Genomic DNA, 12,897 nt, shown 5'->3' on the forward strand with positions numbered 1-12,897 from the left:
CGCGCCCTCCTACATGTACAAGCCCCCATTGACGCTCAGCACCTGGCCGGTGATGTAGCTGGCCTCGTCGCTGGCGAGGAAGGCCACGCTGGCGGCGATGTCCTCGCCCGTGCCCATGCGGCCCAGGGGGATCTGCTTGGTGAATTCGGCCTTCACATCCTCGGGCAGGCCCGCGGTCATGGCGGTCTCGATGTAGCCGGGCGTCACGGCGTTGGCGGTGACATTCCGGCTGGCCAGCTCGCGCGCCACGGACTTGGTGAGGCCGATGAGGCCGGCCTTGGCGGCCACATAGTTCGCCTGGCCCGGGTTGCCCATCTGGCCCACCACGGAGGCGATGTTGATGATGCGCCCCCAGCGCTGCTTCATCATGGGCTTGGTGGCCGCCTGGATGGCCGTCCACGCGCCCTTGAGGTTGGTGTCGATCACCGCGTCCCAGTCCTCCTCCTTCATCTGGATGAGCAGCTTGTCGCGGGTGATGCCGGCGTTGTTCACCAGGATGTGGAGGGCGCCGTGGCGCTCGATGGTCGTCGCCACGGCCGCCTTCACGGAAGCGCCGTCGGCCAGGTCCGCCGCGATGACATCGGCTTTCCCCCCGGCCGCGGTGATGGCATCCGCCACAGCCTGGAGCTTGCTCAGGGTGCGGGCCGCGCAGACCACCGTGGCGCCCTGGGCCGCGAGGCGCTTCGCGATGGCTTCGCCGATGCCCTGGCTGGCACCGGTGACGAGGGCGATCTTGCCGTCGAGGCGGAACATGGAACCTCCAGATGGATGAAGGGACAGTCTACCTAGCCGAGCGGCCGACTCGACCGACCAACCCGGGTGACCATCTCGGGAGAACGCTACTTCACTTCAGGTCCTTCAGCCATCCCGCCAGCGGCGACAGATCCGCCAGGGGGGTGCCGTCGCCATAGGTGGTGGCGGCGGTGGCGCCGGAGAGGCCCGCCCGATCCCGCGTCTCGCGCTTGAACAGATGGTTGGCCTCGGGGATTGGAATGACCGCGCCCTTGAACTCCGGAGGCAGAACCTCCGGTTTCCAGGTCTGGACATCCCGATCGCCCCAGACCACCGCACAGGGTACGGTTAGACGCTGGGCAGTCCCCCAGGGATCCAGGTCCAGGAGGTCGCGGACGAAACCGCGGCTTTCAGGCCGCGCCAAGCCCCGGGCCAGCGTGGTGATGCCCGGTGCCACACCGGCCGCTGCGGCCGGGAGGTCCCGGTTCTCTCGGATGGCCTCCAGAACCTCGTCCAGGTAACCCAGATTCTGCGCGGAGAAGTCCGCGGGGGCGTTTGCGGCGTTCAACTGGGCCTTCACCTGGGCGCGGATGAGCTTCCCCATGCTCATGCCCGGCAGGGCCAGCAGCAGCACCGCATCGGCCTCGCCGCCCGCCAGGAGCGACAGCAGGGCCCCCTCGCTGTGGCCCACGAGCAGCAGCTTCTTCCTCTTGGCCTCAGGCAGGGCGCGGGCCGCCTTCAGGGCCGCCTTGATATCGCCCACCTGGGCGTCCAGGGAGATGTCCAGCTTCGGATCCTTCGACCCGATGAAGCGCTTGTCGTAGCGCAGACTGCCGATCCCCTGCCCCTGGAGCCAGGCCGCCAAGTCGCGCCCACCGTGGCTGGGGGTGGGGATCAGCGGATTCGACCAGTCGCGGTCCGTGGGGCCGGAGCCGGCCACCATCACGGCGAAATAGGGGTGGGCGCCGCCGGCCTTCACGCTGCCCTTCAGGGGGAAGCCATTGAAGCCCGGAAAACCGATCAGCCGTTCCGGGGCCGTCTGGACCGCCGTCTGAGGATGGGCGGGCAGCATGAGGACGGCGAAGAGCAGGGCGGTGCGGATCATCGGGGCTCCGGAGCGGGGTGAGCGTCCTGGGTCCGTCGGCGGAGGAACCCGCAGGTGGGCACGGCGGACTTCCGCCCCGGAATCAGGATGACGGGAACGGGCCTGAAGTTCGCGGCAGACCTGCGCCTGGGGTCCGATCAGGGCCGTCCCGCCCCGCCTTCGCCAACTTCAAGTTGACAGGGGGCCGAAAGGTTTTTAAATTGTTGCCTTGACAGTTATTGCTTAGACACTAAATAAGGACCTGCGCATGACCATCGATCCATCGGGGACCGAGCCGCTGTACACCCCCGAGAACTACGAGGCGGAAGAGAGCCTCGGCCGCCTGATCGCCGATGTCTCCGGGCGGCTGCTGGCGGCCTTTGATGAAGAACTGGCCGACCTGGGCATCAGCGGGGCGCAGTGGGTGATCCTCATGCGCATCGCCAAGGGGTGCGCCTCCACGGCCGCCGAGCTCTGCCGCTTCAGCCGGTACGACCCCGGCTCCATGACGCGCATGATCGACCGCCTGGAGGAGAAGGGCCTGATCCGCCGGGTCAAGAGCAGCCTCGATCGCCGGATCAGCCACCTGGAACTCACGGAGGCCGGTCAGAACCTGGTCCCCCATCTCCCGCCGGTGGCCATCAAGGTGCTGAACACGCACCTCAAGGGCTTCACGCGGGAGGAGCTGGATCTGTTCAAAGGCTTCCTGAACCGGATGCGCGCCAACAGCGGACAGCCCGCATGAGCCGTCCTGCCTACTCTTCGCGACCGGTGGAGGTTTCCATGTCCCGCATCAGCCCCCCCGCCCCCGGGCGGGGCCCCCTGCTCCTCCTGGCCTTGGCGATGCCCGGCCTCGCCTGGGCCCAGGTTCCGCCTGCCGCGCCCGTCACCCGGCCGGTGGCCAGTCCCGCCAACGCCCTGCCGCTCACCCTGGCCCAGGCCATCCGAAAGGCCCTCGAACAAAACCCGCGGGTGCAGCAGTCCCTGCTGGCCATCGCCGAAAGCGGGGATGATCGCCGGGCCGCCGCCGCGGCCCTCATGCCCACCGTGGCCGCCCAGGCCACCGGTCAGCGGGCCAAGAACAACCTGGATGCCTTCATCGGCATCCCCACCCCGCACGGCCCCGAAGTGGTGGGCCCCTTCAACTGGGGCCAGGTGGGCGTGGAGGCCCAGGTCTCCCTGTTCGACCTGAGCCTGTGGAAGAAGTGGCGGGCCTCCCAGCATGCGGAGACCTCGGCCCGGGCCCAGGGCCGCGCGGTGCGGGAGGAGATCACCGCCCTGGTGGTGGGCCAGTACCTGCGCGCCCTCCGGGCCGCCGCCTCCGTGCGGGCCGGGGAGTCGCGGGTGGACCTGGCGGAGGCCCTGGCCAAGCTGGCGGAGAGCCAGCAGAAGCAGGGCGTGGGCACCAAGCTCGACACGCTGCGCGCCCAGGTGCAGCTGCAGACCGAGCGCCAGCGCCTGATCCAGGCCCAGACCCAGCAGTTCACGGCCCTCGCGGGTCTGGGCCGCCTGCTGGATCTGGAACCCGGCACCCACCTCGACCTGACAGACACCCTCGCAGCCCCGGCGCTGCCCGGAGGCAGTTTCCAGGAGACCTACCAGGCGGGCCTCGGCCAGCGCCCTGAACTCGCCGCGCTGGACGCCCGCGAGAAGGCGGCCGAGAACCTCCGCCAGGCCGCCCAGGGCCTGCGCCTGCCCACCCTCGTCGCCACGGGCGCCTACAGTTCCACCGGCCTCCAGTCCCAGCCCTGGGCCACCACCTACCAGGTCTCGCTGGGGCTCCGTGTCCCCCTGTTCACCGGGGGTCTCGTCTCCTCCCACATCTCCCGCGCCCGCTCCGAGCAGGTCCGCATCCAGGAGGCGCGGCGCGATGTCCGCGCCCAGGTCGGCTTCGAGATCCAGGTGGCCCGGGCCGAGCTGGAGGCCGCCGCCCACGAGGTGGAGGTGGCGGGTCTGGCCGTGACCCTCTCGACGGAAGCCCTCACCCAGGCCCGGCACCGCTTCGAGGCCGGCGTCAGCAACAACATCGAAGTGATCAACGCCCAGGATGAACTGGCCCGCGCCAACGAAAACCAGATCGGCGCCCTCTACCGGCTGAACCAGTCCCGCGCGGACCTGGCCCGGGCCACGGGCCAGCTCGAATCCCTCTTCGCCCGCTGATGGAGCTCCCCATGAATCAAGATGCTTCCGCCCCGACGGCTCCTGCCGAAGAACCCGCCAATGGCGCCAAGGCCATCAGGGCGCTGCTGATCGGAACGCCCATCGCGCTCCTCATCGGCGGCGGCCTGTGGTTCTACTCCCGCAACCGCATGAGCACTGACGATGCCCAGGTGGACGGCCACCTCGTGCCCGTCTCCTGCCGCGTCTACGGCACCGTCGACAAGGTGCTCGTGGAGGACAACCAGGCCGTGAAGGCCGGGGACCCGCTGGTGGCCATGGACCCCCGGGACATTCAGGCCCGATTGGATCAGGCGAGGGCCGCCCAGGCCCAGGCCCGGGCCCAGGTCGAAGGGGCCAGGGCTGATCTGGAGCGCGCCCGGGTCGCCTTCCAGCAGGCCCGCAGCTCGGACCTGGAGACCGCCAAGGCCACCCTCGATTCCAAGAAGGCCAGCCTGGACAAGGCCAGGACCGACCTCCAGCGCATGAAGCCCCTGGCCGAACGGGAGGAGATCTCCGCCCTCCAGTACGACGGCTTCCGCACCCAGGCCGAGGTGGCCGACAGCGAGTGGCGCGCCTCCCAGCAGCGCCTGAGTTCGCTCCAGCACGAAGCGGACATCCGCAAGGTGGCCGTGGGCGCCGCCGAGGCCCGCCTGGCCTCGGCCCAGGCCCAGGTGGATCAGGCCCGCGCCAGCCAGGAAGGGCTTGAGCTGCAGCTCGGCTACACGCGCATCCTCGCCCCCGTGGATGGCGTCGTGACCCGCAAGTTCGTGGAGGCGGGCCAGACCATCCAGCCGGGCCAGGGCCTGCTGACGCTGATCCCCCTGCACCAGACCTGGATCACGGCCAACTTCAAGGAGACCCAGCTCGCCCGCATGAAGCCCGGCCAGGAAGCCGAGGTCAAGGTGGACATGAACGGTGCGGTGCTCAAGGGCCGCGTGGACTCGATCGCGGGCTCCACCGGCTCGCGCATGAGCCTGCTGCCCCCCGAGAATGCCGTGGGCAACTTCGTGAAGGTCGTCCAGCGCATCCCCGTGAAGATCCGCATCGACGAGGCTGAAGCCCAGAAGGTCATCCTGCGCCCCGGCATGAATGTCGAAGCCACGGTGATCGTGAAGTGACCTCCTCCCACCGCGCCATCAACCCCTGGGTCATCGCGCTCACGGTGATGATCGCGACCTTCATGGAGGTCCTCGACACCAGCGTGGCGAATGTGGCTCTGCCGCACATCGCGGGAGACCTCTCGGCCACGGTGGAGGAGACCACCTGGGTGCTGACCTCGTACCTGGTGGCCAACGCCGTGGTGCTGCCCCTGGGCGGCTACTTCTCCAGCCTCATGGGGCGCAAGCGCTTCTACCTCACTTGCGTGAGTGTCTTCACGGTGGCCTCGCTGCTCTGCGGCATCGCGCCGTCCCTGGGCTGGCTGATCTTCTTCCGCGTGCTCCAGGGCCTGGGCGGTGGGGGACTCCAGCCCATCTCCCAGGCCATCCTGGTGGAGACCTTTCCCCATGAGAAGCGCGGCGCGGCCATGGCCGTCTACGGCATGGGCGTGGTGCTGGCCCCCATCATCGGCCCGGTGCTCGGCGGTTGGATCACAGACAACTTCAGCTGGCACTGGATCTTCCTCATCAACATCCCCGTGGGCTTCCTGTCCTTCTCGCTCACCAGCGCCCTGGTCCAGGATCCGCCGACCTTCCACCGCATCTCCCTCAAGGAAGGCGCCCGCTTCGACTACCTGGGCATCGGCATCCTCACGCTGGGCCTCGCCTCCCTGGAGATCGTGCTGGACGAAGGCCAGCGCAAGGACTGGTTCAGCTCAGGCTTCATCGTCTTCTTCGCCATCGTCGCGGTGGTGGCCCTGGTCTTCGCCGTCCTCTACGAACTGGGGAAGGAGCGGCCCATCGTGGATCTGAGGCTGCTGAAGGACCGGACCTTCGCGGTGTCGATCGTCATGCTCTTCGTCCTGGGCTTCGTGCTCTACGGCAGCCTGGCGCTCCTGCCCATCTTCCTCCAGACCCTCCTGGGCTACACGGCCCTGCTGAGCGGGTGGGTGCTGAGCCCCGGGGGCCTGGCCATCCTGCTGATGATGCCGGTGGTGGCCATGCTGCTGAAGAAGGTGGACACCCGCTGGCTCATCGCCTTCGGGTTCTTCACCTGCGGCCTGGGCCTCATCCAGATGTCCGGCTTCAATCTGCAGGTGGACTTCCAGACGGCCATGACCTCCCGGGTGGTGCAGAGCGTCGGCTTCGCCTTCCTCTTCATCCCCATCAATGTCTCGGCCTTCCAGCACATCCCCCACGAGAAGACCGCCTACGCCGCGGGGCTCATGAACCTGGTCCGCAACATCGGCGGCAGCACGGGCATCGCCCTCGCCACCACCATGCTGGCCCGCCGGGCCCAGGTCCATCAGGCCAACCTCGTCGGCCACCTGTCCCCGGGCGACCCGGCCTACCAGGGCCTCCTCGACCGGGCCACCCAGCTGGGGATCCTGCGCGGCGGGCTCTCCCCCGCGGATGCCGCCCACATGGCCCAGGGCGCCGCCTACGGTACCGTCGTCAAGCAATCGAGCATGATGGCCTTCGCCGACACCTTCTGGTTCATGGGGGTGCTCTGCTTCACCCTCATGCCGCTCCTCTTCCTCATGCGCCGGAGCCGGGCCACCGGCGCCGTCCCCATCGACTGATCCCCCGGGATCGGTACCATGGACTGATGAGCCTCCGAGACCAGCCCTCTTCCCAACGCGCCTTCGCCACCTTCGTGGTCCTGGCCCTGGCGGCCCTCCTCGCCAGCGGCCTGGCCTTCGCCCTCCGCCAGGAGCGGGCCCGCGCGGCGGCCCCCCCGCCGGCCGCCAAGTCGCGCCTTGTGGCGGTCCTGGAGGGCGTCATGGCCCCCAATGTGACCCCGGCGGAGACCGAGACCTTCCGGATCTGGGTGCAGGGCGGCGCCACGCGGGAGGGCTTCGCTCCCGTGGAGGCCATCGTGGCCAACAAGTGCAGCGCCTGCCACAGCCCCGGGGCCCAGTTCCCCCCCATCACCGGCTACGAGGACCTGCGCCCCCTGGCCGTGGAGACGGTCTCGAGCGGCCTCTTCGCCCTCATCGGGGCCCGGTCCCTCCACCTGATCGTATTCCCCCTGCTCTTCCTCGTGGCGGCCTTCGGCTACCTGCGGCGGACGGCCTGGCGGGGGCGCCGTCTTCTCATGGGCTTCTGCGCGGCGGCCGTGGCCTTTGATGCCGCCCAGTGGTGGCTGCGCCAGGGCCACCCGGGAGCCCCGTGGGCCTCCGGAATGGCCCTGGCGTGGCTGGCGCTGGCCCTGCTGGGCCTCGCCTTCCTGGCGCTGGCAGCCGTGGTGTTGAAGGAACTGTGGCTGGAGCCCCGGAGCTACTGAGGCGCCGGCTCGTCGACGAAGTCCTCGTCGGACAGGCCGCTGTCCGGCGGGAGCTTCGCCAGTTCGGCCTTCACGAGGTTCTGGTGGTGGGTCTCCTCGTCGCGCAGCTCCGTGAAGAGGGCCCGGACGCCGTCATCCTCGATGGCGGGAAGGGCCGCGACGAAGAAGGCGTGGGCCTTCACTTCAGAGGCCAGGGCTGCCTTCATCGCCTGCCGGGGGCTCATGAAGGCGCGGGCGGCGTCGTAGTCCGGCGCCTCCACATCGAAGATCATGGCCCGGGTGGCCATCCGGGGCGCGTCGCCGAAGAGCTTCCGCCGGCGGACGGCCAGCTCCTCGCCGTGCTTGGCCTCGTTGTCGGCCATGAGGCGGAAGAACGCAGCCGCCTCCGGCGTGCGGTGCTGCTCCATCTGGGCCGCGAACTCCTCGTACCGCTCCTGGGCCTCTTCCTCGATCAGGATCGCCAGATCGAGAGCATTCACCAGGCTCAGGCTGGAAAAATCGATTCCTCGCGTTGCCATGCTGGGGCTCCCGTCACTTCTTGATGAAGAGGTCCAGGATACGCTCCTTCGACGGGGCGCCCTGGGAGAGCTGGGCCTGGCGCTCTCGAACCAGACCGTCGTAGGTCGGCGCGGGCTCGGGGTTCCGGTAGAACACGCCGAGGTTCAGCTTGGTGCCGTAGTTCTGGGCCAGGTTCATGGCCGCCAGCCGGTCCGAAGGATCGTGCCCCAGGCTCTCGAGGGTCTCGCTGATGGCCTTGAGGCCCTTGATCTGCTGGGCCTCCTCGCCGTAGGTGACGCAGGGGGACTGGATGTTCACGAAGGCGAAGCCGGGGTAGCGGATGGCCTCCTCGATGATGGCCGCCATGCCCACCAGGTCCGTGGGGGAGGCCTGGGCCACGAAGCCGGCGCCGTAGGCCAGCACATAGAGCAGCGGATTGACGGGATTCTCGAGGCTCCCGTGGGGCGAGGTGCAGGTGGTGCGGCCCTTCTGCGAGGTGGGCGAGAGCTGGCCCTTGGTGAGCCCGTAGATCTGGTTGTCCATCACGATGTAGGTGATGTCGATGTTGCGGCGGATCAGGTGGGCAATATGCCCGCCGCCGATGGAGAAGCCGTCGCCGTCCCCGCCGGCCGCCAGCACCAGCAGGTCGGGGTTGGCCAGCTTGATGCCCTGGGCGATGGGCAGGGCCCGGCCGTGGACGGTGTTGAAGCCGTAGGCCGTGGTGTAGCCGGGAATGCGGCTCGAGCAGCCGATGCCGGAGATGAAGGCGATCTCGTGGGGCGGGCGGCCGATGGCGGCCAGGGCGCGGTAGATGCCCTGCACCACGGAATAGTCACCACAGCCGGGGCACCAGATGGGCTTCAGGTCGCTCTTGTAGTCCTTGGCCTGGAAGTCGCCCGGAGTGTTCACATTGGGGGTCATGGTCGCGCTCATGGTGAACCTCACTCCTGGGGCTGAAGCTTGCCCTCGTGGCTGCGCTGCAGCTCCGCGAGGAGATGGTGGAGGGCCGCGACGATCTCGCCGGGCAGGAACGGGTTCGCGCCGCTGCGGGCCAGGGACTGCAGGCCCTTGGGCAGGTCGAGGTGCATGCGCAGCACCTTGAAGGTCTGGGCCAGGTGGGACTGCTCGACGACGAGCCCCTTCTGGACCGAGGCGAAGAAGTCGCGGTAGGTCTGCTCGGCCACCGGGTAGAGCAGGTAGGGCACCATCAGCTTCACATCCAGCCCCTGTTCCCGGGCCATCTGCAGCGCCTCGCGGCACACGCCGGCCACGCTGCCCCAGGCCACCAGGGCCAGCGGCGCATCAGGATTGCCGGTGATCTCGAAGAGGTCCCTGCGCTCCTTCAACGGATCGAACTTCTTCGTGCGCTTGTCGTTCATGCGCGCATGCACGGAACCGCTGTTCGTGGGGGCCCCGGATTCGACATGTTCGATGCCGGAAGCCAGGTAGGTGCCGCCGAGCATGCCGGGGTGGCTGATGGGGCTGATGTGGTTCTCGGTCTGCTTGAACCGCTTGTAGTCCTGGAGATCCGCGCCGGTCGGCCGGAGGCGGTCGATGATCTTGAACTGGGTGGTGTCGATGGGATCCAGGGTCTCCTTGCGCGAGGCGATCTCCTGGTCGGACAGGATGATCACCGGCGTCTGGTAGTACTCGGCGATGTTGAAGGCCTCGATGGTGGTGCGGAAGGTGTCGGCCACGGAGGTCGGGGCCAGCACGGGGCGGATCACATCGCCGTGGGCGGAGAAGGCCGCCGCGAAGAGGTCGGACTGCTCGGTCTTGGTGGGCAGGCCCGTGGAGGGGCCGCCGCGCTGCACATCCACGATCACCAGGGGCAGCTCGGCAATGCTGGCGAGGCCCATCATCTCCGACTTCAGGGAGAGGCCGGGGCCGCTGGTGGCGGTCATGGCCTTCTTGCCGGCGAAGGAGGCGCCCACGGCCGCGCCGATGCCCGCGATCTCGTCTTCGGCCTGCAGCACCGCACCGCCGTACTTCCAGACATGGTTGGTGAAGAACTGCATGATCTCGGTGGAGGGCGTGATCGGGTAGCCGCCGAAGAACTGGCAGCCCGCGAAGATGGCAGCGGCGGCGCACATGTCGTTGCCGTCGGTCAGGAGCTTGACGCCCCCCTTGTCCTCCAAGGGCAGGATGGTCATGTCGGCCTTGAGGGGATGTTCCTTCGCGAACGCCATGCCTGCGTCGAAGGCCTTCTGGTTGGCGGCGACGAGTTCCTGGCTCTTCTTGGCCAGCTTCTTGGAAATGCCCTTCATCACCGCCACGGCGCCGATGCCGAACCAGCCGGCGATGAGGCCGAGCACCACGGTGTTCTTGGCGCGCTCGGTGCCGGCGTGGGTCTTGGCCATCTCCGCGATGGGCACCGCGATCACCTGCAGGGGCGTCACGCCCACCAGGGGGATCTGGTTTTCGGGCACGCCGGTGGCGGCCTCGTAGATCACCACGGTGGTGCCGGCCACGGGCAGCTCGGCGCCGAACTTGAGGAAGTCCTCCCAGTTCAAGGCCACGGCCACATCGAGGTTGCCGCCGGGGTTCAGGACCGGATCCGTGCTGATGCGCACGCGACAGGAGGACTCGCCGCCGCGGATCTGGGAGCCGAAGCTCTTGGTCATCACGCCGTGATAACCCTCGGCCGAAGCGGCCTGGAGAAGGGAGTCACCGGCAGAGACGATGCCATCGCCTCCTGAACCGGCCATTCCGAAGACAAGATCCTTGCGCATGGGCACCTCGGACTGAGGGTGATGTAGGCGGCATCCGAGCCTCATCCAGCCGCCCGGAACCGCACACTGGAAGACGCAGTGTCGTCCACACCACCCTACCCCCGGGGGGCATTGCTTTTCATCACACCTTCCCGTCCGACAGCCTTGCCAGCGCTGTGTCAGCCCAGCTGGGCGAGGTCCTCGGGCGCGCCGAAGCTCAGGGCCGAAACCTCGAGGCCCCGCTCCTTCGCCTGGCGCTTCACGAGGCCGGCCAGGACCTTGCCCGGTCCCAGCTCAAGGAAGGTGGTGACCCCCTGGTCCAGCAGCAGGTCCAGGGTGGCCTGCCAGCGCACGGCGCCCGGAATCTGACGCACCAGCCCATCCCTCAGCGCCCCGGGTTCCGAGACTGCGGCTGCGTCCACATTGTTTACCAGGGGACAGAGGGGCGCCTGGAAGGCCAAGCCCCGCAGGATGGGTTCCATGCGCGCCTGGGCGGGCTCCATGAGGGGGGAGTGGAAGGGCGCGCTCACGGGCAGCTTCATCGCCTTCCGCCCGCCGCGGGTCTTGACGGCCTCCAGGGCCGCGTCCACCGCCTCGGCGTGGCCTGCGATGACGATCTGCCCCGGGCCGTTGAAGTTCGCGGGCACCACGATTTTGCCGGTGGCGGCGGCCGCCTCGGCGCAACTCGCTTCCACATCGCCCAGGCTCATGCCCAGGATCGCCGCCATGGCGCCCACGCCCACGGGCACGGCCTCCTGCATGGCCCGGCCGCGCTCGCGCACGGTGCGGACGGCATCCTGGAAGCTCAGGGTCCCCAGGGCCACCAGGGCGCTGTATTCGCCCAGGGAGTGCCCCGCGGCGAAGTCCGGCTTCGGCAGACGATGGCCCCAGGCCCGCACGACCATGACGCTGTGGGTGAGGATCGCGGGCTGGGTGTGCTCGGTGAGCTTCAGGATCTCTTCGGGCCCTTCGGCCATCAGCCTCGACAGGGGAAAGCCCAGGGCCGCGTCAGCCTCCTGGAGCACCGCTCGCGCCGCGGGCTCAGCCTCGGCCAGTGCCACGCCCATGCCCACCGCCTGCGACCCCTGACCGGGAAACAGCCACGCGACCTTGCTCATGACAACCTCCAAAGACATAAAAGCTCACCACCAAGCCACCAAGACACCAGGAACTGCTCAAGAACAGCATTCTGCGTTTCTTGGTGCCTTCTCGGTATCGGCTGCGCCGATGCGCGAGACGGACAGATATCTGGTGTCTTGGTGGTAAATCCTTTTCCCTTTGACTGACTGGACTCAGTCCTGCGGCAGCAGCAGCGCCACGCGCTCCTGGATGCGTTCGTGCAGGTGGTGCTCCGCGGCCCGCAGGGCGGCGCGGATGGCGTTGCGCACGGCCTTGTGGTCGCTGCGGCCGTGGCCGATGATGCTCACGCCTTTCACGCCCAGCAGCGGCGCGCCGCCGTACTCGGCATAGTCCAGCTTCTTCTTGAACCGCTTCATGGCGGGCTTGGCGAGCAGGCCGGCCAGCTTGGTGATGGGGGTCTCCATGAAGCTCTCGCGCAGGCCGCCGATGATGCCCTCCGCCAGGGCCTCGCTGGACTTCAGCACCACATTGCCCACGAAGCCGTCGCAGGCGATGACATCGAAATTGCCGTTCCAGATGTCGCGGCCCTCGGCGTTGCCCTCGAAGCGGATGTCCATCTGGCGGAGCATGGCGGAGGCATCCTTGGTCACATCTGTGCCCTTGCCGTCCTCCTCGCCCACGCTGAGGATGCCCACGCGGGGCCGCTCCAGGCCGAGCACCTCCTCGGCGTAGACCGAGCCCATCACGGCGAACTGCGCGATGTGTTCGGCCCGACTGTCCACATTGGCGCCCACATCCAGCAGCACCGTGGGGTTGCCCTTCATGTTGGGCAGGACGCTGGCCAGGGCCGGCCGGTCCACGCCCTCGAGCTTGCCGATGACGAGGCTGGAGGCCACCATGGCGGCGCCGGTGTGGCCCATGGACACCATGCCGTGGGCCCGCCCCTCGCGCACGAGCTGCGCGGCGACGCGGATGGAGCTGTCCTTTTTTTCCTTCAGGATGCTGGTGGCCTTGTCTTCCATCACCACGGTCTGGGAGGCATGGACCACCTCCGCCCGGGCCATCAGCGCGGGCGTGAAGCCCTGCCGCGCCAGTTCGGGGCGGAGCACCGCCTCGTCCCCGACGAGGAACAGGAAGAGCCCCGGCCAGGCCTCGAGGGCCTCCCGGGCGCCTTGCAGCGTTACATGGGGGGCGTGGTCGCCCCCCATGGCATCCAGTGCAATGCGATGGCCGTCCACCGGCCGGCCC

General features: G+C 68.6%; 12 protein-coding genes. 5 read left to right on the forward strand and 7 right to left on the reverse strand.

Annotated features, from left to right (window positions below; translation table 11 throughout):
• Positions 1-9: 9 nt before the first annotated feature.
• Positions 10-753: a 3-oxoacyl-[acyl-carrier-protein] reductase gene (gene fabG, locus QUD34_RS10875; protein WP_286353726.1), complete on the reverse strand. Its 744-nt coding sequence runs from the start codon at positions 751-753 to the stop codon at positions 10-12.
• Positions 754-844: 91 nt separating this feature from the next.
• Positions 845-1,837 carry an alpha/beta fold hydrolase gene (locus tag QUD34_RS10880; RefSeq protein ID WP_286353727.1) on the reverse strand — a complete coding sequence of 331 codons (993 nt, stop codon included), beginning with the start codon at positions 1,835-1,837 and terminating at the stop codon, positions 845-847.
• A gap of 247 nt (positions 1,838-2,084) precedes the next feature.
• Here QUD34_RS10880 and QUD34_RS10885 point away from each other — a divergent pair, with 247 nt between their 5' ends.
• Genes QUD34_RS10885 through QUD34_RS10905 form a run of 5 tightly spaced genes read left to right on the forward strand, consistent with a single transcriptional unit; the run spans position 2,085 to position 7,360 of the window.
• A complete protein-coding gene (locus tag QUD34_RS10885; RefSeq protein ID WP_286353728.1) occupies positions 2,085-2,561 on the forward strand; it encodes a MarR family winged helix-turn-helix transcriptional regulator in 477 nt (158 codons plus the stop codon).
• A 38-nt stretch (positions 2,562-2,599) separates the two neighbouring features.
• Positions 2,600-3,976, forward strand: a complete 1,377-nt coding sequence (locus QUD34_RS10890; protein WP_286353729.1) for a TolC family protein — start codon at positions 2,600-2,602, stop codon at positions 3,974-3,976.
• Positions 3,977-3,987: 11 nt separating this feature from the next.
• Positions 3,988-5,094: an HlyD family secretion protein gene (locus QUD34_RS10895; protein WP_286353730.1), complete on the forward strand. Its 1,107-nt coding sequence runs from the start codon at positions 3,988-3,990 to the stop codon at positions 5,092-5,094.
• Complete coding sequence (locus QUD34_RS10900; protein ID WP_286353731.1) at positions 5,091-6,656, forward strand: DHA2 family efflux MFS transporter permease subunit; 1,566 nt, start codon at positions 5,091-5,093, stop codon at positions 6,654-6,656. Before QUD34_RS10895 ends, QUD34_RS10900 begins: the two co-directional genes overlap by 4 nt.
• A gap of 26 nt (positions 6,657-6,682) precedes the next feature.
• Positions 6,683-7,360, forward strand: coding sequence for a hypothetical protein (locus QUD34_RS10905; RefSeq protein WP_286353732.1), 678 nt, complete (start codon positions 6,683-6,685; stop codon positions 7,358-7,360).
• Here QUD34_RS10905 and QUD34_RS10910 read toward each other — a convergent pair.
• From QUD34_RS10910 to plsX, 5 genes are all read right to left on the reverse strand, one after another.
• A complete protein-coding gene (locus tag QUD34_RS10910) occupies positions 7,354-7,878 on the reverse strand; it encodes a ferritin family protein (protein WP_286353733.1) in 525 nt (174 codons plus the stop codon). The genes QUD34_RS10905 and QUD34_RS10910 overlap by 7 nt on opposite strands.
• Positions 7,879-7,891: 13 nt before the next feature.
• Positions 7,892-8,791, reverse strand: a complete 900-nt coding sequence (locus QUD34_RS10915) for a 2-oxoacid:ferredoxin oxidoreductase subunit beta (RefSeq protein WP_286353734.1) — start codon at positions 8,789-8,791, stop codon at positions 7,892-7,894.
• Between the two features lie 8 nt (positions 8,792-8,799).
• The gene (locus QUD34_RS10920; protein WP_286353735.1) at positions 8,800-10,590 is read right to left on the reverse strand and encodes a 2-oxoacid:acceptor oxidoreductase subunit alpha; all 1,791 of its coding nucleotides are present in this window, start codon (positions 10,588-10,590) and stop codon (positions 8,800-8,802) included.
• Between the two features lie 158 nt (positions 10,591-10,748).
• Complete coding sequence (gene fabD, locus QUD34_RS10925; protein ID WP_286353736.1) at positions 10,749-11,687, reverse strand: ACP S-malonyltransferase; 939 nt, start codon at positions 11,685-11,687, stop codon at positions 10,749-10,751.
• Positions 11,688-11,861: 174 nt separating this feature from the next.
• Positions 11,862-12,887 carry a phosphate acyltransferase PlsX gene (gene plsX, locus QUD34_RS10930; RefSeq protein WP_286353737.1) on the reverse strand — a complete coding sequence of 342 codons (1,026 nt, stop codon included), beginning with the start codon at positions 12,885-12,887 and terminating at the stop codon, positions 11,862-11,864.
• Positions 12,888-12,897 lie beyond the last annotated feature (10 nt).

Source organism: Geothrix oryzae, assembly GCF_030295385.1.
GTDB classification, from domain to species: domain Bacteria; phylum Acidobacteriota; class Holophagae; order Holophagales; family Holophagaceae; genus Geothrix; species Geothrix oryzae.

Excerpts from the sequence above, each read along its gene's own strand:
- QUD34_RS10890 (WP_286353729.1), top strand. The coding sequence starts at position 2,600 with ATGTCCCGCATCAGCCCCCCCGCCCCCGGGCGGGGCCCCCTGCTCCTC.
- QUD34_RS10915 (WP_286353734.1), bottom strand. The coding sequence starts at position 8,791 with ATGAGCGCGACCATGACCCCCAATGTGAACACTCCGGGCGACTTCCAG.
- QUD34_RS10910 (WP_286353733.1), bottom strand. The coding sequence starts at position 7,878 with ATGGCAACGCGAGGAATCGATTTTTCCAGCCTGAGCCTGGTGAATGCT.
- QUD34_RS10885 (WP_286353728.1), top strand. The coding sequence starts at position 2,085 with ATGACCATCGATCCATCGGGGACCGAGCCGCTGTACACCCCCGAGAAC.
- QUD34_RS10895 (WP_286353730.1), top strand. The coding sequence starts at position 3,988 with ATGAATCAAGATGCTTCCGCCCCGACGGCTCCTGCCGAAGAACCCGCC.
- QUD34_RS10880 (WP_286353727.1), bottom strand. The coding sequence starts at position 1,837 with ATGATCCGCACCGCCCTGCTCTTCGCCGTCCTCATGCTGCCCGCCCAT.
- QUD34_RS10920 (WP_286353735.1), bottom strand. The coding sequence starts at position 10,590 with ATGCGCAAGGATCTTGTCTTCGGAATGGCCGGTTCAGGAGGCGATGGC.
- fabG (WP_286353726.1), bottom strand. The coding sequence starts at position 753 with ATGTTCCGCCTCGACGGCAAGATCGCCCTCGTCACCGGTGCCAGCCAG.
- fabD (WP_286353736.1), bottom strand. The coding sequence starts at position 11,687 with ATGAGCAAGGTCGCGTGGCTGTTTCCCGGTCAGGGGTCGCAGGCGGTG.
- QUD34_RS10905 (WP_286353732.1), top strand. The coding sequence starts at position 6,683 with ATGAGCCTCCGAGACCAGCCCTCTTCCCAACGCGCCTTCGCCACCTTC.